This window comes from Rhizobium pantanalense, from assembly GCF_030182525.1.
Classification (GTDB): Bacteria; Pseudomonadota; Alphaproteobacteria; order Rhizobiales; family Rhizobiaceae; genus Rhizobium.
Genome location: NZ_JAQJCH010000015.1, coordinates 78,002 through 103,966 on the forward strand (window position 1 = coordinate 78,002; position 25,965 = coordinate 103,966).

Annotated in this window: 27 protein-coding genes; 12 read left to right on the forward strand and 15 right to left on the reverse strand. The window is 59.7% G+C overall.

All coding sequences use genetic code 11. The features are described 5' to 3' along the window. Positions 1–224 precede the first annotated feature (224 nt). The 3 genes from PH558_RS29790 to PH558_RS29800 all read left to right on the forward strand — a co-directional run bounded on the left by PH558_RS29790 (position 225) and on the right by PH558_RS29800 (position 2,537). Positions 225–1,412, forward strand: coding sequence for a helix-turn-helix domain-containing protein (locus PH558_RS29790; protein ID WP_483314209.1), 1,188 nt, complete (start codon positions 225–227; stop codon positions 1,410–1,412). Between the two features lie 270 nt (positions 1,413–1,682). Then, positions 1,683–1,904, forward strand: a complete 222-nt coding sequence (locus tag PH558_RS29795; RefSeq protein ID WP_069609932.1) for a hypothetical protein — start codon at positions 1,683–1,685, stop codon at positions 1,902–1,904. 195 nt (positions 1,905–2,099) lie between these two features. Then, positions 2,100–2,537 carry a VOC family protein gene (locus tag PH558_RS29800; protein ID WP_095437492.1) on the forward strand — a complete coding sequence of 146 codons (438 nt, stop codon included), beginning with the start codon at positions 2,100–2,102 and terminating at the stop codon, positions 2,535–2,537. A 136-nt stretch (positions 2,538–2,673) separates the two neighbouring features. Here PH558_RS29800 and PH558_RS29805 read toward each other — a convergent pair whose 3' ends face one another. From PH558_RS29805 to PH558_RS29820, 4 genes are all read right to left on the reverse strand, one after another. Beyond that, positions 2,674–3,045 (reverse strand): hypothetical protein, encoded by a 372-nt coding sequence (locus PH558_RS29805; RefSeq protein WP_168192600.1) that lies wholly within the window; start codon positions 3,043–3,045, stop codon positions 2,674–2,676. A gap of 225 nt (positions 3,046–3,270) precedes the next feature. After that, on the reverse strand, positions 3,271–3,693 hold the full coding sequence (locus tag PH558_RS29810; RefSeq protein WP_244575378.1) for a hypothetical protein: 423 nt from the start codon (positions 3,691–3,693) through the stop codon (positions 3,271–3,273). A gap of 116 nt (positions 3,694–3,809) precedes the next feature. Continuing rightward, positions 3,810–4,634, reverse strand: a complete 825-nt coding sequence (locus PH558_RS29815; RefSeq protein WP_095437491.1) for a hypothetical protein — start codon at positions 4,632–4,634, stop codon at positions 3,810–3,812. 228 nt (positions 4,635–4,862) lie between these two features. Beyond that, positions 4,863–5,885 (reverse strand): LacI family DNA-binding transcriptional regulator, encoded by a 1,023-nt coding sequence (locus tag PH558_RS29820; protein WP_285208038.1) that lies wholly within the window; start codon positions 5,883–5,885, stop codon positions 4,863–4,865. A 169-nt stretch (positions 5,886–6,054) separates the two neighbouring features. On the opposite strand from PH558_RS29820, the gene ltnD reads away from it, so the two are divergent. The 6 genes from ltnD to PH558_RS29850 all read left to right on the forward strand — a co-directional run bounded on the left by ltnD (position 6,055) and on the right by PH558_RS29850 (position 11,608). Beyond that, positions 6,055–6,963, forward strand: coding sequence for an L-threonate dehydrogenase (ltnD, locus tag PH558_RS29825; protein ID WP_285208039.1), 909 nt, complete (start codon positions 6,055–6,057; stop codon positions 6,961–6,963). A 3-nt stretch (positions 6,964–6,966) separates the two neighbouring features. Continuing rightward, a complete protein-coding gene (otnK, locus tag PH558_RS29830) occupies positions 6,967–8,241 on the forward strand; it encodes a 3-oxo-tetronate kinase (RefSeq protein ID WP_285208040.1) in 1,275 nt (424 codons plus the stop codon). Next, positions 8,238–8,888 (forward strand): 3-oxo-tetronate 4-phosphate decarboxylase, encoded by a 651-nt coding sequence (otnC, locus tag PH558_RS29835; RefSeq protein WP_285208041.1) that lies wholly within the window; start codon positions 8,238–8,240, stop codon positions 8,886–8,888. The genes otnK and otnC overlap by 4 nt, the downstream gene beginning before the upstream one ends. Positions 8,889–8,890: 2 nt before the next feature. Then, positions 8,891–9,655 carry a hydroxypyruvate isomerase family protein gene (locus PH558_RS29840; RefSeq protein WP_285208042.1) on the forward strand — a complete coding sequence of 255 codons (765 nt, stop codon included), beginning with the start codon at positions 8,891–8,893 and terminating at the stop codon, positions 9,653–9,655. Between the two features lie 193 nt (positions 9,656–9,848). After that, the gene (gene denD / locus PH558_RS29845; protein WP_285208043.1) at positions 9,849–10,835 is read left to right on the forward strand and encodes a D-erythronate dehydrogenase; all 987 of its coding nucleotides are present in this window, start codon (positions 9,849–9,851) and stop codon (positions 10,833–10,835) included. Further along, positions 10,832–11,608 carry an SDR family oxidoreductase gene (locus tag PH558_RS29850; RefSeq protein WP_285208044.1) on the forward strand — a complete coding sequence of 259 codons (777 nt, stop codon included), beginning with the start codon at positions 10,832–10,834 and terminating at the stop codon, positions 11,606–11,608. Before denD ends, PH558_RS29850 begins: the two co-directional genes overlap by 4 nt. Before the next feature lie 59 nt (positions 11,609–11,667). Here the strand turns inward: PH558_RS29850 and PH558_RS29855 are convergent, their stop codons facing one another. Beyond that, a complete protein-coding gene (locus PH558_RS29855) occupies positions 11,668–12,630 on the reverse strand; it encodes a S1C family serine protease (RefSeq protein WP_285208045.1) in 963 nt (320 codons plus the stop codon). A gap of 172 nt (positions 12,631–12,802) precedes the next feature. Further along, on the reverse strand, positions 12,803–13,285 hold the full coding sequence (locus tag PH558_RS29860) for a MarR family winged helix-turn-helix transcriptional regulator (protein WP_285208046.1): 483 nt from the start codon (positions 13,283–13,285) through the stop codon (positions 12,803–12,805). Between the two features lie 39 nt (positions 13,286–13,324). On the opposite strand from PH558_RS29860, the gene PH558_RS29865 reads away from it, so the two are divergent. Continuing rightward, positions 13,325–14,593, forward strand: coding sequence for an FAD-dependent monooxygenase (locus tag PH558_RS29865; RefSeq protein ID WP_285208047.1), 1,269 nt, complete (start codon positions 13,325–13,327; stop codon positions 14,591–14,593). Positions 14,594–14,673: 80 nt separating this feature from the next. On the opposite strand, the gene PH558_RS29870 is transcribed toward PH558_RS29865, so the two are convergent. Next, positions 14,674–15,180: a hypothetical protein gene (locus PH558_RS29870; protein WP_285208048.1), complete on the reverse strand. Its 507-nt coding sequence runs from the start codon at positions 15,178–15,180 to the stop codon at positions 14,674–14,676. 166 nt (positions 15,181–15,346) lie between these two features. On the opposite strand from PH558_RS29870, the gene PH558_RS29875 reads away from it, so the two are divergent. Then, positions 15,347–15,979 (forward strand): lysozyme inhibitor LprI family protein, encoded by a 633-nt coding sequence (locus tag PH558_RS29875; protein ID WP_285208049.1) that lies wholly within the window; start codon positions 15,347–15,349, stop codon positions 15,977–15,979. Between the two features lie 148 nt (positions 15,980–16,127). On the opposite strand, the gene PH558_RS29880 is transcribed toward PH558_RS29875, so the two are convergent. After that, a complete protein-coding gene (locus PH558_RS29880) occupies positions 16,128–16,376 on the reverse strand; it encodes a hypothetical protein (RefSeq protein ID WP_095437480.1) in 249 nt (82 codons plus the stop codon). A gap of 279 nt (positions 16,377–16,655) precedes the next feature. Between PH558_RS29880 and PH558_RS29885 the strand changes: the two genes are divergently transcribed. After that, on the forward strand, positions 16,656–17,879 hold the full coding sequence (locus PH558_RS29885) for an ROK family transcriptional regulator (RefSeq protein ID WP_285208050.1): 1,224 nt from the start codon (positions 16,656–16,658) through the stop codon (positions 17,877–17,879). An 88-nt stretch (positions 17,880–17,967) separates the two neighbouring features. Here the strand turns inward: PH558_RS29885 and PH558_RS29890 are convergent, their stop codons facing one another. Genes PH558_RS29890 through PH558_RS29920 form a run of 7 tightly spaced genes read right to left on the reverse strand, consistent with a single transcriptional unit; the run spans position 17,968 to position 25,830 of the window. Further along, positions 17,968–19,995: a beta-N-acetylhexosaminidase gene (locus PH558_RS29890; RefSeq protein WP_285208051.1), complete on the reverse strand. Its 2,028-nt coding sequence runs from the start codon at positions 19,993–19,995 to the stop codon at positions 17,968–17,970. Positions 19,996–20,016: 21 nt separating this feature from the next. Continuing rightward, the gene (locus PH558_RS29895; RefSeq protein WP_095437478.1) at positions 20,017–20,487 is read right to left on the reverse strand and encodes a GNAT family N-acetyltransferase; all 471 of its coding nucleotides are present in this window, start codon (positions 20,485–20,487) and stop codon (positions 20,017–20,019) included. An 11-nt stretch (positions 20,488–20,498) separates the two neighbouring features. Then, positions 20,499–21,425, reverse strand: coding sequence for an ABC transporter ATP-binding protein (locus PH558_RS29900; RefSeq protein WP_285208052.1), 927 nt, complete (start codon positions 21,423–21,425; stop codon positions 20,499–20,501). Then, the gene (locus PH558_RS29905; RefSeq protein ID WP_285208053.1) at positions 21,422–22,237 is read right to left on the reverse strand and encodes an ABC transporter ATP-binding protein; all 816 of its coding nucleotides are present in this window, start codon (positions 22,235–22,237) and stop codon (positions 21,422–21,424) included. The genes PH558_RS29900 and PH558_RS29905 overlap by 4 nt, the downstream gene beginning before the upstream one ends. Next, on the reverse strand, positions 22,234–23,136 hold the full coding sequence (locus PH558_RS29910; protein WP_285208054.1) for an ABC transporter permease: 903 nt from the start codon (positions 23,134–23,136) through the stop codon (positions 22,234–22,236). Before PH558_RS29910 ends, PH558_RS29905 begins: the two co-directional genes overlap by 4 nt. After that, entirely contained in the window at positions 23,133–24,116 is a 984-nt protein-coding gene (locus PH558_RS29915) for an ABC transporter permease (protein WP_285208055.1), read from the reverse strand. The genes PH558_RS29910 and PH558_RS29915 overlap by 4 nt, the downstream gene beginning before the upstream one ends. 22 nt (positions 24,117–24,138) lie before the next feature. Next, on the reverse strand, positions 24,139–25,830 hold the full coding sequence (locus PH558_RS29920) for an ABC transporter substrate-binding protein (RefSeq protein ID WP_285208056.1): 1,692 nt from the start codon (positions 25,828–25,830) through the stop codon (positions 24,139–24,141). Positions 25,831–25,965 lie beyond the last annotated feature (135 nt).

Genomic DNA, 25,965 nt, shown 5'->3' on the forward strand with positions numbered 1-25,965 from the left:
AGCGGGAATATGGGTTTGGCGACCCGCAACACTTGCTTTTTCTAAAATGCGCAGCAAATGAAAGCTTTAGTATGGTGAAAGGGCTGGGAATACGGCAGGAATTACAGCAGCATACCAGCTCGCTGAAAAAAGGCGGCTCGAAGCGGAGACAGCCGTCCACTTGAATGATGGATGGAGCGGCGCGGCGCTTACGTCCTGTTCCAGCCGTGTTCGGGGAGAACGGATTGTCTGATTTTCGGCGCGAGGAACGATCCGGATCTGCGTCAGACGAGGCGAAGGAATCGTCATGGCGCAAGGACAGGAAGTCGTTACAGTCAGAACGGCGGCGCTTCCCGCGACCGGAGAAGGCGGCGACGGAGGAAGCCCTGCCACCGCCGGCCTTGCAGCCGCTGAAGTTTTCGACGCGCGATATCGAGCCGGCCGCGCAATTTGCCGCCTGGCAAGCTTATGTCGCTCCCGTGGCCGACGTGCGATTGCCGGATAATATCCCGCCGGAAGCCGGCTTTCCGGCCGATCATATCGCGTGGAATCTTGGCGGCATGCTCATCGTTCAACAGGATACGCCGCCCCACAGCTACATGCGCTCGCAGGCGAAGGTGAAAACCAATCACATCGATCACTGGCATGTTTCGGTGCCGAGCAGCGGCAGGACCTGGACGGAAGTCGATGGCCACGTTCTGGAAGGCGAGCCCGGCAAGGTGGAACTGCGATCGCTGGGACACCCCTTTCGAGGCCGCTCGACCGAGGCGAAAGGCCTCTCGCTCTTCCTGCCGAGGGCATTGCTGTTCGACGTTCCCACACCGGTCGAGATCGAGAACAATATTGCGCTCTCCGGCGTGTTCGTCAGCATGTTGATCGAATTCCTCGATAGCGTCGAACACAATCTCGCGCGCCTTGCAGCCACCGATCTACCGCATGTCGTCCAGACGGTGCGCAATATGATTGTGGCTTCCGTTTCGACCTCGGCGGCGCAATCGACCGGCACGGAACAGCATAGCACCCTCGCCCTGACGGAACGCGTGCGGCGGTTCGTCGAAGGCAATCTCACTTCGGGCGATCTCACGGTCGAGCACATATGCCGCGAGCTCGGCATATCCCGTACTAGGCTCTATCAGATATTCGAACAATATGGCGGCGTGCATCACTATATTCAGCGCCGTCGCCTCCTGTCGGCCCATGCCGCCCTCAGCGATCCCGCCAATCGGGAGCAGATCGTCGACATCGCCTTTGCAGTCGGCTTTTCCTCGGCAGCGCACTTCAGCCGAGCCTTCGGCAAGGAGTTCGGCTACAGCCCTCGTGAAGCCAGAAACCTTACCATCCCGCGTTATCTCGGGCAGGTCATCTCACCGGCATCGTCCGGCAACAGCCACTCCTTCGACGAATGGCTGAAAACCCTCGGCTATTATCACTAGACCGCGGATTCCGATGCCTCAAGGCAGGCGCGCCGGCGGAAGACACGCGCAAGCGAGGGGCACATCTTCCCATTAATCCCTGTGCCCATCCGAAACCGCACTTCAGCAATTGCGAAAATGGACGCTGCTGCAAGTTTCCGGATGCACGTCTAACGACATACGCTGCGTAACCCATTAGAAAAGAAGAATAATAGTTGTTCGGAGACCAAAGCCCGACTGTTTGGTGAATGTACTGTGCGTCCAACGGGGCAAGTCATAGGGAAAACAGCAATGGTATCTACTCGCCAGACAATAGAGATCAGCAAACCTCAGCATCCCGTCAATGACTCATACCGCGCGGTCGAGCGCGAAGAAGTCCTTGAAGTGGCCTTTCGTGACTTTGTTCAAATGGCGCTCGCTGCCGGCTGGAACGAGCCCGAGGTCGCTTTGACCTTGGCCGATATTGCCGATGACTATGTGATGGCTCTCGCTGGTAGAGTTGCTGAGAAATAGTGTACCGCGTCCGTCCGCGCTCCGCAGGGGTGAGCACGAACGGTTAGAAGCAACTCTCCAGCATGCCGTCGGTGACACCGCTCAAAAGAACAAGAAGGCGGCTCACCGGCGGCATGAATTTTATTCGGCAAGCAGTCAGCATGCTTCCTTCATGCCCTGCCCCATCCAGGCAAGATTTGTAGAAAGCAGGTCGCGATGAAGATCAGGCAACATCTCTGGTTTCAACATGACATGGAAACGGCGATCGAACTTTATACGTCGCTTATCCCGGGTTCGGCAGCCGGATGGGTCTCAAGTATTCTCACCGACAATCTGAATGGACCGGCCGGCAGCGTAAAGTTTGCAGGTTTCACACTTGGAAATCGCGCCTATATGGGCTTCGAGGCAGGACCATTCGACCGCTCGGAGCATAGTTCTTCCATCACAGTCGAATGTGCGACACAGGACGAGGCGGACCGTTTGCGTTATGCGCTGAGAAAAAGCCGTCCGGACGATCGCGGCCTTGTGAGAGATCCGTGGGGCATATATTGGCGGTTTCTGGTCAGGCAGCAAAGCGCTGACGCCAAAATATCCGCCAAATGCGAGCAAGTCGGCAGCGTCACGGTCGCAAAAAAGAAATTCGCCGCCGCCTGAAAGGCGCGGCAAAGCTATCGTAGAACTCGAAGGTCGCGGCAAACGCATGGCTTTCAGCCAGTCGAGAGCATGCGCCGCCGTGATGTAAGCGGAGGCCGACCCACACTCGGCTTCCGCTTATGCTCTATTTCGAGCGTCAGTCGAGGACCGGGCAGCCACGCCGATTGGCGAAGACCATGCGGTCCGGACCGCCGTCGTTCCAGCCGCGAACGACGATGCGCCGTCCGTTACTGTCGACCGAATCAATACGACGGAAGCCTTCCGCCCGCGCGGCGCGCATAAGATCGCGTCTGTCGCAGCCACGATCACGATCCCAGCCCCTGTCGCGGTCACGATCCCAGCCGCGCGGCGGACCTCTCCAGTCCCGACCCTGGTCGCGCTGCCAGGGCGGCGGTGCATAATCATCATCGCCGCCATAATACTGCGCCGAAGCGACAGACGTCATCAGTTGCAACGCGGCCAATCCGACCACGGCAACACGCGAAATCCGTACCAAACCTTCAAGCATTTCCCTTACCCCTATTTCCTGTCTTGTGGACAAGAATAAAGATATGCCGATTCGCATGAACTCTGCCTGAACGCAGCCGGAGCCGGATTGAGTCCCGCACTGCCGCCCGATCGCAGCGTTTTTGCGCGACATGTCTCAGCTGAAGGGAAAGGCGCGAAACTCCTCGCTCTCCTCGGCGCAGACCGACAACGCATGAACACGCCCGTGTGTTCGACTGAACAATGGCTATCGCGTTTTGGAGCCTTTGGAGATGTATGGTTTCCTCCCGGCGGTACGGCGGGGAGGCGGCGGCTGCGAGAGCCGGTCTCGACCGTGCCAGTCCGTGATTGCCGAATGGATCGACTGGGACAGCAGCATCGCGCCGGCCAAGCAATAGAGCAGCACGATGATGGCCGCCTCGATGATGAGCGGTAGAAACGCAAAACGAGCGCCCGGGCTTTCTTCCTCTTCGGGAAGAAGATCAGGCAAGCCGAGGATCATAGCCGTCAGCGGCGAAGCAAGAATGATGACGAAAGCGACGGCGTGGATCCAGAGACGGAACCGGGGCAATTTCCCCCCCACCCAAAAGGCTAGAAGAGGAATACCGATATTGCATAGCAGACCAAGTGAAACAGCGATCTCTGTCGGCAGGATCGAATCGTCGAGCATGAATTCCCAATCCCTCAATGCTACCTAGATTAGTGCCATGCACCCTAAAAAACAACTTGATCATCTCCGCCATCACCCAGCGGCATAGAGCTTTCCCCGCCGAAAATGATCGTGAATTATTGCCACCATGGTTCGCGGCGATGCCATTTGAGATCACGCCTGCGGCTCCTTCCGGCAGCCTTCCTGTCGCCCTTCAAATGATCCAGATAGCTACCCAGGACGCTGTTGATGAAGACATGGGTTTTCGTCAGGCTCGAGCCAAGCCGCCTGAATCTAGCCTCCTTGTCCTGTTCCATCTGCTGGAGCACCTTCCAGAAGACGAAGCTGTCATGGCTTTCCTTCAGCGTCAGGAAATAGCCGGAGGAATAAGCCCCTTCGAAACGGTCGATGAAGGTCAATATCGCCGGATGACGCAGGTTGTATCCCACCCATCCGCATTCGGGATAGATTCTCCTGTTCAGATAGGAGGCGAGCTGATTTCCACGCGGGGCGATTCCATCGAGAAAACTCTTCGGAATGGGCCTATGGGTCACGGTATCGGCATCGAGCCATATCAGCTGATCAACCGTGTTATGATAGCGCCTGACGGCATCGGCGACCGCAAAGACCTTGTTGGAAAAGCGCACGGCGTCCCACCGGAAATCCCGCACCAGCCCATTGTGTGACGAGATATATCCATTTGCCTGCGGCTTGCTGCCATAGGCATCGCGAAAACCGCGCAGCCGGGGCAATGTCTCGCAATGATCGAACACCAGAAGACGGCGGTCCTTCTCCTCGATTTCGACATCCTCGGCATAAACGACCAAGGAAACTTCATTCGGCCAGTGGGCAAGGAAGGTCTCGATACATTTCTTGCCGTAGTCACGATAACCCTTTTCATGAAAGGTGGTGACAACGATATGGCTCAACTCTCCCCGTTGCCACGGATTGGTCAGGAACATCGGCAGTCGGACTCCGCAATAAGATAACTTCCTGTGCGTCTATCCGATCACCTTGGCCTGCCGGTTTCCGAACATTTCCGAACTGTGGATTTTCCGGGAAATCTTGTTGCAAACCTTAGGCTTATCAGGCTGGAACCCATATGCAGGCATCACGGCTCACATGGTTCAAACGGACCTGTCGCCGACATCAATCTGGGCATGCGTCGGAAGAGAAATTATGAAGAGATGTCAAGAAGCGCCGTCAGCCGCTCCATAGCCATCGATTCCCACGATTGTCGGCTTGAACACTATGGTTTTTTCCATCGCATCCCCGTTGGTCACGACCGCGTGGCGCACCAATTGCGCCGCAACCTCGCCGATAGCGCGCCGGGGCGAGCGGGAGGTAGCGATCGACGCGGGCAAGGAATTGACCAGATCCAGCCCATTGAAGCCAGCGATCAGGATCTTCTCAGGAACCGCAACGCCCAGCTCCATGCAGGAAAACAGCCCGCCACTCGCCATATCGTCATTGGAGTAATAGATACAATCGAGATCCGGCACCGCCGCTAGCATGGCCGTCGTCAGCCGTTTTCCAAGCGCGATCGAGGAAAAGGCATCATCGATCCGCTGCTCGGCAAACGCCAGGCCATGGGCATGCAGGACACGTTCGAAGCCAGCCTTGCGCTTGGCCGCGCGCAGATCCCGCGCCAAAGCACTACCGACATAGCCGAACCGTCTTCGCCCGGCCGCAATCAGCGCTTCGGCCATCTCCTCTCCCGCCGCGCCATGAGACAGTCCGACATTGAAATCGATCGGTGTGCCGTCGAGATCCATAAGCTGGATGACCGGAATATTGGCGTGCCGAAGCAGCTCCACCGTCTCCTCCGGTTGATCGAGCCCGGTGACGATGATGGCGCAGGGCTGCCAGGAAAGCATGTCACGGATGATCTCGCGCTCCTTGGCGACATCATAATCGGATATGCCGAACACGGCCTGCATTCCGGAACCGTCGAGCCCGGCGGAAATGCCGGCAAGCACTTCAGGAAAGACGATGTTCGACATGCTGGGAACGACGACGGCGACCAGATTGGTGCGCTGCGAGGATAGCGAGAGCGCCAGCCTGTTGCCGACATAGTTCATCCGCGTCGCCGCTTCGATCACCCTGTCACGCGTCTCGCTGGAAACATCGGCAACGCCGCGAAGCGCACGCGATGCCGTCATCTTGCTGACACCCGCCTCGATCGCAACTTCCTCAAGAGTGGGTTTGCGCATCCCCAAGCAATCCCCGACAATCCATAGCGGCTGGCACAATGCCGCTTCTCTTCATAGAATGTTTCCATGAAAAGGCAAACATCAGCCTATTGACAATTACCATGAGAATATCGCTATGTTACCGATACCGGTACCGGTAACATATACTGAAAATCGCAGAGGTAACACCGTGCAGAACACAAAGAAGGCCGCCGTCATCGGCCTGGGATCCATGGGCTGGGGCGCGGCTCTCTCCCTTCTGAAAGCGGGTTTTGTTGTCTACGGCTGCGATGTCCGCGGTGAGGTCCTTGCCCGTTTCGCCGAGAGCGGGGGTATGCCCTGCACGACGCCTGCATCTGCCGCCAAAGACGCTGACGTGATCCTTGTCTATGTCGTCAACAGCAAGCAGGTCGAAGACGTGCTTTTCGGCCAAGACGGTGCGCTGAAAAACGCACGGCCGTCGACCGTGTTCCTGCTCTGCACGACCATGGCCCCGAGCGCGACGATCGCCATTGCCGAAAGACTGGAGGAAGCAGGCATGCTCGTCGTCGACGCTCCCGTTTCCGGCGGTCACGTACGCGCGCTTGCGGGCGAAATCACCGTCATGGCATCTGGCACCCCCGAAGCTTTCGAACGAGCCTTCGCAGCGCTCGAAGCCATCTCCGCCAAAGTGTTCCGCCTCGGGGATCGCCCCGGCGCCGGCTCGCAGGTCAAGATGATCAACCAGTTGCTGGCCGGTGTGCATATTGCCGCAACAGCTGAGGCGATGACGCTTGCTGCCAAGGCGGGCATCGATCTGAAGACGCTCTATGACGTGATCTGCGTATCTGCCGGCTCGTCCTGGATGTTCGAAAACCGCGGCGAGCATATCGTATCCGGCGATTACACGCCGCGTTCGGCGGTCAACATCTTCGTCAAGGACCTCGGCATCGTCACTTCGGAGGCCGGCAAAGCCGGTGCCGTCACTCCGCTCGCAGCAACGGCGCTCGATCTCTTCGTAGAAGCCTCGGAAGCGGGTCTGGGTCTTGAAGACGACGCAGCCGTCGCAAAAATCCTGGCCGCCAGGAGCGGCGCCAGCCTCCCGGGCGTGAAGGACTAGGCCATGACGCTCCTGCTTGGCTGCATCGCCGATGACTTTACCGGGGCGACCGATCTTGCCGCGCTGCTGGCGCGCAGCGGACTGCCCGTTTCGCTGCGGATCGGCATTCCGCAAGACAAACGCGACCCGAACGAGACGGCGGCCTTCGAAGTCATCGCCCTCAAATGCCGGACATCGCCTGTCGATGTCGCCGTTAATCAGGCACGTCAGGCGCTGGCATGGCTGAAGGACGCCGGTGCTAGCCGCTTCTTCTGGAAATATTGCTCGACATTCGACAGCACGGCCGAAGGCAATATCGGTCCGGTCGCCGAGATGCTGATGGCGGAGACCGGGGCGACGCAGACGATCTATTGCCCGGCCTTTCCGGAGAACGGACGCAGCGTCTTCATGGGCCATCTTTTCGTCGGCGAGCAGCTTCTGTCGGAGAGTCCGATGAAGGACCATCCACTGACGCCGATGCGCGATTCGAGCCTTGTACGGCTTCTAACCCCGCAGGTAAACGGGGCCGTCGGCCTCGCCAACCGCAACGTCGTCTCAAAGGGAACGGCAGCGCTGAAAGCGCGGCTGGAGCAATTGAGCAGCGATGGCATTCGGCATGTGATCGTCGATGCTGTGTCCGACGACGATCTTCGAACCATCGCCGCAGCATCCTTCGACATGCCGCTGCTGACCGGCGGCAGCGCAATTGCCGGTCAGCTTCCGCGATTCTACCTGGAGCAGGGTCTCGTTGGCCTCTCCGAACATAGACAGGCGCCGCCGAAGGTCGCCGGCGGTTCGATCGTCCTATCCGGCAGCTGCTCCGCCATGACGAGGAGGCAGGTTGCCAACTACGCCGGCAAAGTCGCCAGCCTGCAGCTCGATCCGGTCGTGCTTGCAGAGGAAGGCGCCGGTACTGCGCTGGAATGGCTGCGTCAACAGTCCCCCGATGCGCCGAAACTCATTTACGCGACCGCCGAACCCGATGAGGTACGGCAGGCGCAGGAGCGGTTGGGGCGGGACAAGGCGGGCCAGGTCGTCGAGGACGCGCTTTCCGAGATCGCCCGCGCGGCGTTCGATGGCGGCACCCGCCGCTTCGTCGTGGCCGGCGGCGAGACCTCCGGGGCGATCACGCAGGCGCTCGGGGCGGTGCATTTGACTATCGGGCCGGAAATAGCACCCGGCGTGCCTTGGACTTTCACGACCCTTGGGGGCGAAACAGTCGCTCTAGCTCTAAAGTCTGGCAATTTCGGCGAGGAAACCTTCTTTACGGATGCTTTCGATGGATTGGGGGCGCCATGAGCGAGGAAGCCGCGCTGCGCGAACAGATATGCAAGATGGCCAAATCGCTTTACGATCGCGGCCTGACCGCCGGCTCCTCCGGCAATATTTCGGCGCGGCTCAGCGACGGACGGCTTTTGGTGACGCCGACGGGCAGCTCCTTCGGGCGCCTCGATCCCGCCCGCCTCTCCCTCTTCGACGACGAAGGCCGCCTGATCGGCGGAGACAAGCCAACGAAGGAGATGCCGCTGCATGCCGCCTTCTATGAGACACGACCGAAAAAGACAGGCGCCGTCGTCCATCTTCATTCCAGCCACTCGGTGGCGCTTTCGATCCTGCCCGGCGTCGATGCCGACAACATGCTGCCGCCGTTGACCGCCTATTCGATCATGAAGCTCGGCAAGGTGAAGCTGTTGCCCTATTTCATGCCGGGCGACCCGGCCATGGGCGATGCCATTCGCGGCCTTGCCGGCAAGCGCAGCGCCGTGATGCTGGCAGCACACGGCCCCGTCGTTTCGGCGAAAGATCTTGAGGCGGCGGTCTATGCGATTGAAGAACTGGAAGAGACGGCAAAGCTTGCCATCTTGACACGCGGAGCCAATCCTTCGCTGCTGACGGATGCGCAAATCGCCGATCTCGTCCGCACCTATGACGTGGAATGGGACTGAACATGACGCGCTTTTCCGCCAATCTGGGTTTTCTGTGGCAGGAGCTTTCCCTTCCCGATGCGATCCGCGCCGCCAAGCGCGCTGGCTTCGACGCGGTGGAATGCCACTATCCCTACGACACGCCCGCTGAAGCCGTGCGTCAGGCGTTGGAGGAGACTGGTCTTTCCATGCTCGGCCTCAACACCGCCCGCGGCAATATCACGGCTGGCGACAATGGACTTGCCGCCATTCCGGGCCGCGAGGACGAAGCCTGCGTGCTCATCGATCAGGCGATCGACTATGCGGCCGCCATCGGTGCGCGAAACGTGCATGTGATGTCCGGCAAGGCTGGCGGCGACGAGGCGCGAGCCATCTTCATTGCTAATCTGCGCTATGCCTGCGAACGCGCCAGCAAGATGGGAGCGACCATCCTGATCGAGCCGCTCAACTATCGCGATGCGCCAGGCTACTTCCTTCAAACGGCGGATCAGGCACTCGACATCATAGCTGCGGCCGGCGCCGAGAACCTCAAACTGATGTTCGACTGCTATCACATCCAGATCATGCAGGGCGATCTGACACGTCGGCTGCAGGATCATATGGCAGCAATCGGCCATATTCAGATCGCTGCCGTACCGGATCGGCACGAACCGGACCACGGAGAGATTGATTATCGTCATATTCTGCAGTTTCTGGAAAAGCTTGGCTATGACAGGCCGATCGGCGCGGAATATCGGCCGGCAACCACGACGGATGCCGGGCTTGCCTGGCTGCAGGCATTCAAATGAGAGACCGGCCTTCAGAATGACTAGCGGCCTTCAAAGAGATTCACTCGGGAAGTCTCCCGAATACTGATATCAGCTCGGAGCGGTTCAGTTTTTCATTGAACCCATGAACTGCCCCGTCTGTTTGATTCTCGCAATTCCAGGAAAACCGCTACGCACTTTTCCTGGAATTGCTCTACTGGGAGGAAAATCCGATATGCATGTTTTGATCCTGGGTGCTGCGGGCATGGTCGGCCGCAAGCTTGTCAACCGCATCGCCGCCGAACCGACGATTCTCGGCAAGGCTATCGATCGCCTGACGCTGGTCGATGCTTTCCAGCCGCCGGTGCCGGAAGCGCTTCAATCCGTGTCCAAGGCTTTGGCGATCGACCTTGCGACACCGGGTGTTGCGGAAAAACTCATCGAAAACCGTCCGGATATGATCTTCCATCTCGCCGCCATCGTCTCCGGCGAAGCCGAGGCCGATTTCGATAAGGGTTATACGGTCAATCTCGATGGCACGCGTGCGCTCTTCGAAGCCATTCGCCAGCAGGGCCTGAAATCCGCCTATACCCCGCGCGTCATCTTCGCCTCCTCCATTGCGGTGTTCGGCACCCCCTTCCCCGACGTCATCGGTGACGAATTCCTGACCGCGCCGCTGACGAGCTACGGCACGCAGAAGGCGATTGCGGAACTCCTGCTTGCCGATTATTCGCGTCGCGGCATTTTCGATGGCATCGGCATCCGACTGCCGACCATCTGCGTTCGCCCCGGCACTCCGAACAAGGCGGCCTCCGGCTTCTTTTCCAACATCCTGCGCGAGCCGCTGGTCGGCAAAGAGGCTGTCCTGCCCGTCAGCGATACGGTGCGCCACTGGTTCGCAAGCCCACGGGTGGCGGTCGGTTTCTTCGTGCATGCTGCAACGCTCGATACCGCGAAGGTCGGACCACGGCGCAATCTTACCATGCCCGGGCTTTCTGCACTCATTTCCGATGAGATCGATGCGCTGCGCCATGTCGGCGGCGACAAGGCGGTTGCGCTGATCCGCCGTGAGCCTGATCCGGTGATCGAGCGCATCGTTTCCGGCTGGGCGACGCAGTTCGACGCCAAGCGCGCGAGCGACCTCGGCTTCAAGGCCGAACAGAGCTTCGACGAGATCCTGCAGGCACATATCGAAGACGAATTGGACGGGAGGGTCGCATGACGGAGGGATCATCGAACGCACAAAACCCAATCGCGCTGGTGACCGGCGGCGGCACGGGCATAGGCCGAGCCATCGCCAAGGCACTCGGCTCGGCAGGTTTCAAGGTCGTCATTTCGGGGCGCCGGTCGGACGTTCTCGAAAAAGCTGCCCGTGAGCTTTCGGAGGAAACCGGGGCGGAGTTTTTTGCGATTGCAGCCGATGTCAGTGATCCCGCATCGGTCCGCAGCCTTTTCGGCACCATTGCAGGTCGCTATAGTCGCCTCGACCTTCTGGTCAACAACGCGGGCATGGGTCTGCCGGCGGTGCCGATGGAGGAGCTGAGCTTCGAGCAGTGGAATGCCATTGTCGGCGCAAACCTGACCGGCGCGTTTCTCTGCACGCAACAGGCTTTCCGTCTGATGAAAGCCCAGACGCCGCAGGGCGGCCGCATCATCAACAACGGCTCGATCTCGGCAACGACGCCGCGGCCGCATTCGGCACCTTATACGGCCACGAAACACGCGATCACCGGCCTGACGAAATCGACAGCGCTCGACGGCCGTCCCTTCGATATCGCCTGCGGCCAGATCGATATCGGCAATGCCGCCACAGACATGACGGCGCGGATGAGCGCCGGCGTGCTGCAGGCAAATGGCGAGACTGCAGCAGAGCCGACGATTTCGGCAGAGCATGTCGCCCGCGCCGTCGTCTACATGGCAACCCTGCCGCTCGACGCCAATGTTCTTTCCATGACCGTCATGGCAACGAAAATGCCGCTTGTCGGCAGGGGATAAGAAAACGATCAGCAGCGCCGTGAGTACGATGCTGCCGATGGTATGTGTTGCCGTATAGGCTAGATGGCGGGTCGTGCGGAAGGTTTGACCTGCCTTCGCTCGATCAGGCCGCCGACGCTGAAGATCAAAACTTCGATCTCGGTGTCGATCTTGTCGCCATCGAGCAGCCGCACGACATCGTCTATCCCTGATACCGCGTGACCGTCGATGGCAAGCAGGTAGTCACCCTCCTGCAAGCCGCCCTTTTCGGCCGGACTATCCTTTTCGACACGACGCAGGCGCACGGCGGTTGAATGCGTGACGCCGGCCTCCAGCGCGATCCGCCGATGCAGCTCAACCGTGTCGGCGGCAATGCCGATATAGGCGCGCCGGACATGGCCGAAACGCAGGATCTCTGACACCACATGCTTGGCCGTGTTAGAGGCGACCGAGAACGCGATGCTCTGCGCACCCTGGATGACGGCGGTATTGACGCCGATGACCTCACCCGCCGACGAGACCAGCGGACCGCCGGAATTACCTGGATTGAGGGCGGCATCGGTCTGGATGATGTCTTCCATCAGCCGACCGCTCGCCGCGCGCATGGAGCGGCCAAGCGCCGAGACAATCCCGGCCGTAACGGTCCATTCGAAACCAAGGGGATTGCCGATGGCAATCGCGATATGACCGCGCTTCAGCGATTTGGAATCGCCAAGTCGCGCCCAGTTGCCCGGCCAGTCATTGGCGCGGATGAGAGCAAGGTCGGTATCCGGATCGCGCCCGAGCACCCTTCCCTCGACGGTTGCCCCTTCCGGGGTCTTGATACGTACGGCTTTGGCATCGTCGACAACGTGATTATTGGTCACGACAAGGCCGTCAGGCGAAATGGCAAAACCGGAACCATGTCCGGTGCGGCCACCTAAACGCTCGATCCGGCTGACGGCCGGCCCAACGAGATCGACGGCACTCGATACCGATTGGGAATAGGCATCCAGCAGCCCGGCATCGGATGACGGCTGGATGTCACGATCAATGAAGCCCATGAAAACTCCTCCGACGCGGACGCGTCGCTACGAGGACCGGCAGCAACTGTTGGGAGGCAGGAGGCTGTCAGTTCGACAGGTTGAAGTGGTGACTATTCAAATGAGATGTCCCGTCAGCGAGTTCAAGAGCCGACCGAACACACGCATTCAACCCACCTTTCGATGATCGAAATCAGCTCTTGTCCTGCTGCAATAGCCGCTCGAGTTCCCGCTCCTGCATCTCGATGGCTTGCGTGACGAAGCGCAAGATCACCTGCTTTTCCGCCTCGGAAAACTGTTTGAGCATCTGCGCACCGGCCTGCTCGATCGGACCATAGGCTTCGCGTCCTAGCCTGATCGCCTTCTCGGATGGTGCCACCAGCACGCGACGCCGGTCGTTGGGATCGGGAACGCGGTGCAGAAGGTCGCGCGCCGAAAGACGGTCGATCAAGGCCGTAACCGACGGAGGCGCAAGGCCGATAGCTTTGGCCACGGCGTTCGCAGGCTGCGGCGCGCGCATGATCACGCTAAGGCAGCGCCGCTCGGCGCTATTGAGCCCATGCAGCTTACCGAAGGTTTCGTCGAAGCTCTCGGTCACCTCCTGCCAGCGCATGCAGGCAAGGCTGATCGCTTCCATGAGGCGATGCTGTTCTTCATTTGACTTTTGTTCGATCATCGAATAATTCATTTGTCAAACTATTAGAAGGAAGAACCAATGTGCCCCATTGACGATCCTGCCGCAACCATGAATCGAGCGACACACCACGAGGCGACGATCGGCATATGCGGCGGCGGCATTGGCGGGCTTGTGCTCGCGCTCCGCCTCGCAAGGCTGGGCTTTCGTCCAATACTGTTCGAAGCCCGCTCAAGAGAGGCCGCCTTGTCCGAAGGAGAATTTCTGACACTCGCTTCCAACGGCATGAACGGGCTGCGAGCAGTGGACAGCTGCGAAGAAGTGTTGCGCCAGGGATTGGAGACCCGCGCCATCGAACTCTGCAACGCACGCGGCAAAAGGCTCGCGCTCGTCGACCAGAGCGACCATTTGGCGACATTCGGCACGCCCGCCGTCACCATCAGGCGCGGCGTTCTCACAGGCATCCTGATCGAAAAGTGCCAGGCCGAAGGCATCATCATGCAATTTGGCCGGCGCGTGACCAAGGTCGACAATCTCCCGCATGCCGTAACGCTCAACTTCTCCGAAGGTGCGGGTCTCGCCGTCGACCTGCTCGTCGCCGCCGACGGACTGCGGTCCTTCGTCCGCACGCAAATATTTCCGGATTATCCCCTACCGCAATTTACTGGCCTGATCGGCACAGGCGGCATCGTCGATGCCGACATACCGGATACCGATGGCGTGATGCGCATGACCTTCGGCGAGAAAGCCTTCTTCGGCTACCTCAAGACGGCCTCCCAGCCCGTCTACTGGTTCGATTCCTTCCCCGCCGACACGCCGGACGCGGTACGCGCACTGGAACCGACGGCACTGGCCGCTCACGTCCGCCAGATGCATGCCGACGATCCCGAACCCAATCGCTCGATCCTTCGCACTGTTGACATGATCGAGCGCAGCTATCCCATTTTCGACATGCCGCAGCTTCCGGTCTGGTCGAGCGGGCGTGTCGTCTTGCTCGGCGACGCCGCGCATGCCATCGGCCCGCATGCCGGCCAGGGTGCTTCAATGGCGATAGAAGATGCGGTGGTCTTGTCATCTTGTCTGGCGGATACGCTCGACTACGGTACCGCCTTTGCCCGTTACGAAACCTTGCGGCGCCCACGCATTGCCCGCGTGGTGAAGCTCACCCGGCAAAATGCTTCCAGGAAACGGAAAAACAGTCGGCTCAACCTGTTTCTGCGCGATCTGCTTCTGCCCTTGCTTATTCCGTTAAGTGTCAGAGCCAGCCGCAGATTGTTTGCATATCGAGTGGATCTCGATCCACTGGAGGCGAAGCACTCAGTCGAAAACGGTCGCAAGGATGCAGCCTGACATCGGATCGTCTACTGACGACGATGCAGGAGGTTGTAATAGCCGGCGAAGTTTCTACCCGCCCTACCGGCACAAGGGCGTTATTCGCGCGGCCAGGCCAGCCTGCTCCAGTTCGCGATATAGATCACGAATGCGATGAACATTCCCGATCCAATAAGGTCGAGCCGGTGGTGGCCGAAAAGAAAGAGACCGAGAAGCGCCAAGCCGATCGAAGAGGCGACCAGGAAGAGCGAGGGGATTATGCTTGTGATGGGCACCCCCGCCTCGCCTTCGGCTTCGACGCCATCGCCGGTCACGTGACCATTGGAGCCCGGTGATCGATTACCGAGCGTGACCGTCACCTTGCCGCGCCTGGTACGGACCCTGCCCCGCACCTTCTTTTTCGAGGTCAGAAGCACGAGCGCCATCGATATCAGCATGCTGCCGAAGCCCCAGGAGAAAACCGTGCATGCTGCCATGGCGGTCGCATTTGCATAGGTCCGATAAAGATGAAGTGCCAGGGCTCCCATTGCTATGGTGATGGCAAGAAACAAGGAACCGACGATCAGGAATGTGACCCTGCCGGACAATTGCGTTTCACCTTCCACGTGACCTCCCCATTGATGTCCATCTGCTCAATGCAAATTAGGAGAATACCGACGATCTTCAAATGCCGACGCGATATTCGGCCCAGTTCAACTGCACGCCGGCATGATCTTTACGAAGCCGCGAGCAGCCATAATTAGCTGACGTATCGGGTGATGGAGGTGCCTCATGCAGATAGCAAAATCCGTTTCGGCCATGATCATCATCGGCCTTTCTGCCATACCTGTCGAAGCCGCGGGGATCAATTGCTCAAAGCCAGGCTCGCCAAGCGACCGTATGATCTGTCAGGACAAATCGCTGCTTGCTCGCGATGCGATGGTGAGAGATCTCTATGCCGCCGCATTGAAACGCGATGATGCGGACAAGGTTCGGGAACGGCAGCTGCGCTGGATCACCAAAGTGCAATCCTGCAGCGATGCAGCATGCGCCCGGCAGGCCTATGACGACCAGATTGCGTCTCTCTTGAGGACTAAGGGCGGACAAAGCGCTTCAACGGATTTCCAGTCGAACAGCGCCGACGGCAATGAGGGCCACCTTGCGATCTTCGGGCCGGTCGATGGTCTCCTCGCAGTTTCGCTCTCCTCGACTTTCGTTGGCCCGGGCGGAGCAGATGCCGGCGATGTCAATGCCGACAGTCTCGACGGCGTCGTGCCGCTGGCGAAAGAACATGCTGAACTCTCCAGAGACGCGTGCAAGATCGGCCTCGATCGCCTCAACGCAAAGACCTGGCGTGTGTCGCAGGGGGGCACGTGCGATTTCGCGAACGGCGTGACCCTGCAGGGTACCTACCGCAAAGAGTAGTATGGCCTGAGCGCGGTTGGCTGCCAAGCGAGGAATATCTCGCAATATGGCAACGTCACCGTGCACCATTGAGAACCAGCAACTTTTGTGATCCGGCCGCCGGCGACGGCCGGAGTGTTTTGAGAAATCCTGAGTTCGGACGATCAGCTCAGCTGCCGACTGCGTCGGAGGTGCACTTCTTGACGAAGCTCGTCTTGGCGGCACCGGCAAGCTTTTTCGATGCGGCCTGAGTATCGCAGGCGCTTGCGGCATCCTTCTCGCATTTCTTGGTGAAACTCGTCAATGCGGCGCCTGCCAGCTTCTTGTCGGCAGCCTGGGCCTTGCATGTCGCATCCGCTGCCATCGCACCGCCTGCGATGCAGGTCGAGATAATGGCTATTCCGAGCAGTCTGATCATCGAATTCCTCCGCGCTATTCCGGCAAAAGACCGGGTTAGCGGAATCTAACGGAATGCCCACCGGAGTAAAGATATGCGCCGATCATCCACGCAAAAGAAAAAAGCCTTCTGTATTATCTCTCAAACGGCACGGACCTGGGCCGACCCAGTCTTGAATCGATCGACAAAAGAATAGAAACTGCCCACATAGGGCAAGCAAAGTCATGCGGCCACCCTCACCTCACGCACTGGCGAAGCGCGACAAGCAGCAACACGAACTGAGTGCTCCATTATCCTCTCATGAAGACTATTTCAGGCACGAATCTCGAACAGGCCAAATCTCACAACCGGCGCGTCGTGATCGAAGCCATTCGCACCAATGGCCCGATGTCGCGGGCCGCCATTGCCCGCATGACAGCGCTGACCACGCAGACGGTTTCGAATATCGTGGAGGAACTTGCGCGCTCGCATCTCCTGATCGCGATGGAGGCGCAGAAGATCGCCCGCGGTCAACCGATTACGCCCTACATGATCAATCCGGCTGGCGCCTACTCCATCGGTTTGGAACTCGGGCGCCAGCGTGCGGCCGGCGTGCTCACCGATCTGTCCGGCACGGTCTGCGCCCGCGTCGAATGCCATGTCGACAGGCCGGGACCGACCGAGGCGATGCCGGTCCTTGCGGAGATTGTCAGGGATCTGCAGAAAGCCTTTTCCTTTGATCGAGACAGACTGCTTGGCGTCGGTATCGCCTTGCCAGGACGCTACGCCGATGGCGGCGTAACCTCGCTGAGTCCATTGAATCTGCCGGGCTGGCAAGACTTCCCCGTTGCCAGCGCACTCGAACGCCTGATCGGCCTGCCTGTGCTTGTCGAAAACGATGCCACGGCAGCGGCGATCGGCGAGCGGCTCTATGGCGTTGCCCGCGGCCTTGGCAGCTTCGTCTATCTCTTTCTGGCCGGCGACGGCGGCATCGGTGCCGGCATGTTCCTCGACGGCCATCTCTACAAGGGCAGCCGCGCCAATGCCGGCGAAATCGGCCATATCATCGTCGAGCCGCATGGCAGGCTCTGCACCTGCGGCAAACGCGGCTGCCTAGATCGCTACGTCTCGCCATCCGTCGCTTACGAATGTCTAGGCATAGAGAATGCGCAGGAGCTGGATCCCGACGACCTGGATGCATTGATCGCGGCAAACGGTCATGGCTTGAAGGCATGGCTGGAACAGGCGGTGCAGCCGCTGCGCCAGACAATCGACTTTCTCGAGCTGGCCTTCGATCCGCAGACAATCGTGCTTGGCGGCAGTGCACCGACATCCTTGATGACAGGGCTGGCCGAAAGCGTCGAGCCTCTGCACACCCCGGTCAACCCAACGGAAGAGCGCAGCATTCCGCGGTTGATGATCGGCGCCAGCGGCAAGGATACCGCCATTTTAGGCGCGGCCGCGCTGCCCATCTTTTCCGAAACAAATCCGCAGTTCGATGTCCTCCAGAAGCCGTTGACGCATCGTGCCGTTATTCATTCTTGAACGGCCGGGAATAGAGCCGGCCTTGTATTACTGATTTAACTCAGGCGCGGCCAACGTGGATCGCGCCTGAGAGCCCCGCATCAGGCTGTCAGAATTGATGCAGACCGTAGAGCAGCGGCATGGTGCCGGCCAATGCCTTGAAACGTTCCCAGGATTTGGCCGAGGGCTTCGTCCAGCCTGTTTCGGCAAGTGCCGAAAGACGCGGAAAGACCAGCCGATCGAAGATGGCCCGGTCAGTCATCGATTCCGACCAGATGCAGGCCTGAATGCCACGAAGCTTTTCCTTCTGGGCGTCCGTCCACCCACCGATGGGATCGAAAGTGTAGAGTTTCTCCGGATCCGAATGACCTGCCCAGCTTGCGCCCGGCTCGTCCCAATCGGGGCGCATCGCCATGTCGAGATAATAGACCTGGCCCGGGCAAACGACAATCTCGTATCCGCGACCGGCAAGCTCGGCCGCGACCTCGACGTTACGCCAGCTACAGAGATAGCTCTTGTCCTTGTCGATCCTGTCGCCATGGGCAGCCTCTTCCCAACCGCCTGTCACGCAACCCTTTGAAGCGAGAAATGCCTGGATGCGCTCCAGGAATTCCGCCTGCAGGAAGGCCGCGCCCGAGCCATGAATATCGTCGGCCCCGTGCGTGTTGGTGATGACGTTCAGGCGCTTGGCATGCGCTTGCGCAACGTCATCACCGGCGATCTCGCGCAAGCGTGCCAGCGCCTCCGGCGAGCCGGACCAGGCGCCGAGGGGAACCTCGTCGGCACCGATATGGATCGTCTTGAACGGGAAAAGCTCGATCAGCTCCGAAAGGATCGTCTCGATCACTTCATAGGTCTTCTCACGCGCCGGGTTGAGGCAGTTATCGGGAAAACCCTGGACCGAATAATAGCTGCCGGCTTCATTCGGGTCGCGCAGCTCGGGAATTGCCTGGAGCATGGCATAGCAATGGCCGGGTATATCGATCTCCGGCAGAACTTCGATGCCAAGGCCCTTAGCGTAGGAGACGATGTCGCGCACAACGGCTTTGGTGTAATAACCACCGGTGCGAGCCGGGCTGGAGCCGAGAAGCGGCGGCAGCGGCAGGCCATGGCCGCGCCACGCGCCGATCTCGGTCAGAGCCGGATAGGCATCGATCTCGACACGCCACGCTTCATCATCCGACAAATGCCAATGGAAGCGGTTCAGCTTGTTCCAGGCAAGCACTGCCATCAGCTTCTTGATTTCAGCCGAACCGTAGAATTGCCGTGCGACATCGAGGTGCAGGCCGCGCCAACTCATCGCGGGCTCGTCGACGATCTCGCCGGCAGCAGGGAAATGGAAAGCCTGCGGATGCAGGCGCGCGCCGCGCCAGATCTGGCCGATGGTGACAAGACCATAGACGAAGCCGGTCTGCGCGCTCGCTTCGACCGTTATGGTTTCTGGCGAAAAGGCAATCCTATAGGCCTCGGCGCCCAAACCATCGGCCTCTCGCAATTCCACCGGCACGGCACCCTCCGCTTCGGAGCGGATCAGTCCTTCAGCCGAAAAGAGATGCTCGACAAGAGTGGTAAAGCTTTCAGCAGCAGCCTGCGCCTCCGGCGCCGTGGCCTTCAAGGCAAAGCCCGCGGGAAGCGGACGACGGGAGGAGACGGCGACACGGTTCGGCCAGGGAATGATCGCCAGCGGCACCGGCGGATTGGACGGCACCGGATAGACCTCTGCGCCGCGCTTCAACGGCGCATTGCTTGACGACGTGCGCGTCGGCTCGGTGCCAAGTGAAACCGTGGTGCCATCGGCAAATGCGAGATAGGCGCTATTGGCGCCATCGTTCCAATGTCGGAACTGCCAGCTTAGCGCACGAACGGTGATCGTCCATATCCCGCCACCGGCCAGCAGGAAGCCCTCGGGCGGCTGGAATTCGGTAAAATTGGACAGCCGCTTGGTAACCGTTGCACCTTCGACAACGCCGGCTGGATCGACACGACCGGGACCGCTGACGCAGAGGGTGAAGCCCCAAAGCGGCTCCGATGACAGGTTCTTCAGCCGCAACACATAGGAAAATTCCGTTTCCTCGGTCGGCGGGTTCCAGGTGGTTTCGAGCCGCAGAGCCGGGGATCGCGGTGTGGACATGAGCATTCTCTCTTCCTGAAGGATCGTTCAAAGCTTGAGCATGCCGGCGTAGATGCCGGGTGCGGAATTGGGGATCTGGATCGCGCCGACCGTCTTCTCGTAGAATTCCGAGGGGCCGACATCGCCGATGATGGTGTAGGCATAGCCGATGGCCTTTGCGTCATTGAGGCAGGCAAAGAGAAGCGCGCGACCGATGCCAAGACCGCGCACGCTCTCGTCAACACCGGTCGGGCCGAAGAAACCGCGCGCCGTCGCCTCGTGGCAGGCAAAGCCGACAATCTCGCGATTACGGGTGGCGATGAAGCAGGTCGGCGGCTGGCGGGTCATCGCGACCGTCGTCTCGCTTGCCCAGCCCTCGCTGAAATGTTCAGCCACCCAGCCGGTGATCAGTCGCAATTCCGGCGGCAACGCGCGGCGGATGGTGACACCAGCCTTCGCCATGCGCTCGGGCGATTGCGTGTCAATCGGCAGGGTCGATAGATTGACTAGGTAGTCCAAGGGAATTCCTCCTAACTCGATGCGACCAGCGCACGCATGAAATGATTGGGGCCGACCTCCTCGACCACCGTCGAGACCGGTCGGCTAAGTGCGCGGATCTTTTCCGCCTGTTCGAGGAAGCGAGCGCTGCCGCCGGTCACAAACCTGCGGCCACCATCCGGCACGGCCGAAAGCAAAAGCTGCGTATAGGGATGCTTCGGATTGGCAAGGACGGCATTGGTTTCGCCCCACTCGACCATCTGACCGGCAAACATCACCACGATCTCTTCGGCAACATGGGCTGCCGTCGCGATATCATGGGTGATGTAGAGCATGGCGAGATCCTTTTCCCGCTTTACCCGCGCCAGCAGATCGAGAATGTCCTTGCGGATCGAGACATCAAGCATCGAGGTCGGCTCGTCCGCGACCAACACGCTCGGAGATACCGCAAGCGCACGGGCGATGTTGACGCGTTGGCGCTGGCCGCCGGAGAGTTCGTGCGGGAACTTCTGCCGCGTCACCGAAGGATCGAGCCCAACGCTTTCCAGCTGCTTTGCTATATCCTCATCCCGCTCGGCCTTGGGTTTGTCTCCACCGTGCAATTGCAGCGGCCTTGCGATGTGATGATTGATGGTAAAGGCCGGATTGAGCGACGAGAACGGATCCTGAAACACCATCTGGACGTCCTTGCGGAACATCCGCTCTTCCCTGCCCGAACCGCGTGCAGTGCGATCCTGCCCACGAAACAGCAGCCTGCCGCCCGTCGGTTTGTCGAGCCGGGCGATGATGCGGGCGCAGGTGGTCTTGCCGCAGCCGGACTCGCCGACCAATGCCAGCGCCTTTCCCGCGAATAGCGAAAAGGAAACGCTCTTCAATGCGTGCACGGGACCAAAGTGGCGCTGGATATCATCAAGCCGGATGACGGGTTCTGCAGTTACGGCCTGTATCTGCGGGTTCATGCGAAAACTCCGAGAGGATGGGCGCTGGCCGGAAGCTGCGGGATGGCATTCCAGAGCTTGCGCGTGTACTCGTGAACGGGCGACTGGCTGACCTGGGCGACATCGCCGACCTCGACTAATTCGCCTTTCAGCATGACGCCTATACGATGGCAAAGCTGTGCCATCAGATGCAGGTCATGGGTGATGAAGAGCACCGAGAAACCATAGGTCTGCTGCAGGTCGAGAACCTGCTCCAGAATCTCACGCTGCACGACGACATCGAGCGCCGTCGTCGGCTCGTCCATGATGATGAGTTCAGGACGCAGCGCCAGGCAGATGGCGATGACGATGCGCTGACGCATGCCGCCGGAAAACTGGTGCGGGTAATCGCCGACGCGATCCGGCGGGATACCGACCAGCTTGAACATCTCCTCGGCCCGCGCACGCGATTCCTGGCGTGAGCAGCCGGTATGGCGATGCAGCACGTCGTGGAACTGCGCCTCTACCCGCATCAGCGGATTGAGCGAATTCATGGCGCTCTGGAACACCATGCCGATGCGTTTCCAACGGATTCTCTGCAGATCGCCTTCCGGCATCTTCAGCAGATCCTGGCCGTCAAGGCGGATGCTGCCGCCGCTGATCCAGGCCGGAGCTTTGGAGAGCCGCGTGATCGCATAGGCAATCGTGCTCTTGCCGCAGCCGGATTCACCAGCAAGACCGAAGATCTCGCCGCGGCCGATATTGAAGGAGACATCCTTCACCGCCCGGAAATCGCCCTTGTCGAGCAGGTAATCGATGTTGAGGTGTTCGATCTCAAGCAGATTGTCGCTCATTGCTCGGTCCTCATCATGCGATTGCGGGCACGCGTCAGGCGGAACCAGCGGGTCAAGGCCGGGCCGGAACGCAATTGCGGATTGGCGATTTCATCGAAAGTGAAGTTGATAAGCGCGAGACCGAGCCCCGTCAGCGCGATGCCGATGGCCGGCACGCCGATATCCCACCAGGCGCCGACCATGATGGCCGAGGCGTTCTGGGCATTATAGAGCATGGTACCCCAGGTGACCTTCAGCGGATCGCCGAAGCCGAGATATTCGAGCGTGGTCTGGGCGACGATTGCGTAGATGATGCTGCCGACCAGGTTAATGCCGATGAGCGGTGTCAGGTTTGGCAAGATCTCGACGAAGATGATGCGCCAGGCCGGCTCGCCGATCATCTTGGCAGCGGTGACGAAATCGCGGTTGCGTAAGGCCATCGTCTGCGAGCGTGTCATGCGCGCGCCCCACGGCCAGGACGTCAGCGCAATGATGGTCATGATCGTTATCGGGCCGACAGTACCCGCAAAGGAAGCGAGCAGGATGAGGAGCGGCATGTTCGGGATAACAAGCACGGCGTTTGTAGCGAGATCGAGCGCAGCATCCGTCTTCCCGCCCGTATAGCCGGCGATGAGGCCGATGGCGGTGCCGAGCACGGTAATAGCGATGCCCGTGGCGAAGCCGACGGAAAGCGAACTTCTGGCGCCCCAGACAAATTGCTTGTAGACATCGCGGCCCATCTTTGTCGTACCGAATACATGCTCGACGGATGGCGGCTGATGCGAGCGGCCGACACGAGCTCCTGGCTCGCCGGGAGCGATCACCGGCGCGAAGATCGCCATCAGGCATAGCGCGGCGACGATGACGAAGCCGACAAGCGCCTTTTTCTGGCTGAAAATTGATCGGAAGGAGAAGCTCATCGGCCTGCCTCCCTCAATCGCGGGTCGACGAGACCGTAGATGATGTCGACGAGAAAATTGGCGCCGAGGGTTGCGAGCGTCATCAGCAGCAACTGCCCCTGGATGACGGGATAGTCGCGCGCCACGCTGGCGGTAAACAGCGTCAGGCCGAGACCCGGATAGTTGAAGACGATCTCGGTGACGATCGAGCCGCCGAAAACGGCGCCGAGCATCAGAGCAAGATTGGTGAGGACCGGCAGAAGCGCATTGCGCGCGCCATAGCCGAACATGACGGCGAGATTGCTCAGCCCCTTGGCTCGCCCCATCGTCACGTAATCCTCGCCGAGCACGACGATCATGGATGAGCGCATGGTGGTCTGGAACTCGCCGATCAGGAAAGGCGACAGCGTCAGCACCGGCAGGATCGCGTGCATGAACACGCTGCCGAAGAAGGTGAAATTGAAGCCTGGATCGAGATTGGGATCATAGGCATATCCCACAGGAAACCAGCGCAACGATACGGCGAAGACGAACAGGGTCGTGAGCGCCACAATGACGGGCGGTATCGAGAACAGGATGACAGCAAAGGGCGATACGATCGTATCGAACCGCCCGCCACGCCTCCAGGCCGCGATGGCGCCGAGCACGACGCCGACACACAGCGAAAATATGATCGCGGTGACCACAAGGAAGATGGTCCAAAGCGTGGCTCGGCTCAGCACCTGGACCACTGTCTGCGGGTAATATTTGACCGAAACGCCAAGATCGAAGGTGGCAAGGCCTTTAAGGTAGTCAAGGAACTGCATCATAATCGGCTGATCGATCTCGCCGAAACGGGCCTTGATCGCCTCCACAGCCGCGGGTGTGGCCCGCGGCCCGAGCTGGGCGACCATGGCATCGACGGGACTCCCCGGCATGAGCCGGGGAAGAATGAAGTTCACGACGATCGCGAAGGCCAAGGCCACCGCGTAGACGCCGAGGCGCCGGCTTGAAACACGCATCTCTGCTTCCTTCGCTGTGGTCTTATTGGACCGGCTTCAGACGCAGAAGATGCATGAGGCGCATGCGGTTGTTGTCGTGGTTTTCCGGGTTCATCACCGGGTCCTTGTCCGTGACCCAACCGGTGAAACGCTTGCTCGAATACTGGTACCAGGTCGGGCCGTTGAAGACCGGAACGACCGGGAAATCGTCGGCGATCAGCACCTGAATATCGTTGAAGATCTTCTTGTGATCCTCATCGGAAGACGACTTCAGATATTGATCGAAGAGCGCATCGAGCTTCGGGTTGGAGTAGCGTGCCGCGGCGACGGTGAGCTTGCCGGCATAGGCCGTCGAAAGGCTCTGATAATAGCCCTGGAATGGGGTTGCGCTGTCGGCGCGCGAGTTCATGACGACATCAAAGCTCCCATCGAGAAGCTGCTTGCGCCACTGCTCGTATTCGGGCGTGGCAACCGAGGCGTTGATGCCTGCAGCGCGCAGCCCTTCGACGGCGATCTGCACCGCGTCAATCCAGTCGGTCCAGCCGTTCGGTACGATGACGGTGAAGGTGATTGGCTTGCCGTTCGGTGTCGTACGGAAGCCGTCGGCACCCTTCTTGTAGCCGGCGTCATCGAGGATCTTGTTCGCCTTGTCGGTATCGAAACCCATGAAGGCGTCCTTATCGCCCTCGGCAGCCTTGTTGCGCCAGCTCTCGAAGCGCGGCGGCAGGCCGCTGGCATGCAGGTTGACGACCGGATAGCCGAAGCCGGCAATATCGACCATCGACTTACGGTCCATCGCCAGGCTGAAGGCATGGCGGAAGTTGAGGTCCCTGAAAGCCTCGAGATTGCCGGCATTCGTGGATTTGAAGTTCATCTCAAAAGCAACGGTTTCCGCCGGCGGCTGCCAGTAACCATTGTGCTGCGGGTCGAGCGCGACGAAGGTCTTGTCGATCTGCGGCAGGAACGAGCCGATCCAATCGACGGTGCCTTCCGGCAGCAGCGCCAGCATCTGGTCGTTGCCCGAGATCTGTGGCAGGCGCAGGCAATCGACGTGCAGCGATGCTGCATCCCAGTAGTTCGGATTGCGGCATTGCTCGTAGACCTGTGGCGTAAAGCGGCGAACTTCGGTCATCGGGCCGGATCCGACCGGCTTCTCGTTCTTGAAGGCGACCGGATCGGCAACGTCTTTCCAGATATGCTCGGGCACGACGGCGAGATCCGCGAGCGATTCCGGGAATTCGGAATTCACGGCCTTGAGCTTGATCGTCACCTCTGTCGGCGACGGTGCCTCGACCGATGCGACGGTCTGGCCGACACCGACGGTATCGACGGCCGGGTTCTTCAGCATCAGATCGATCGTGTATTTCACGTCGGCCGAGGTCAGCGGCTGACCGTCCGACCATTTCACGCCCGAACGCAGCTCATAGGTGATCGACATCAGATCGTCGGAAAACTTGTAGCTGGTCGCAAGCCGCCAGACCGGCTTGCCGCCATCATTAGCATTGAAGATGACCAATGGCTCGTAGATGAAATCCATCGTGCTCTGGCGACGCCCGGCAAGATCGAAAGGATTGAAGTTGCTGACCCAGCTGGTCTGCTCCTCGATATGCATCGTCAGTACGGATTCAGCCGCGGAGGCGATACCTGCACTGAATGCCAGCGAAGCGCTGAGCGCCGCCGCTGCCAATGATGTCCGCTGAAATAGATTGCGTAATGACTTTTTCCTTATTCTCATTTCCAGCCCCTCTTGCTGTTTTGGAGTAGTCAATCAAATTGATTTAATCGTTAGTTTTGAAACTCGTCAATCGCTGATTGGAAATCAACAGGCATTGATTTTGAGGTCTGGAGGATTGCCGCCGATGTCGGCGCC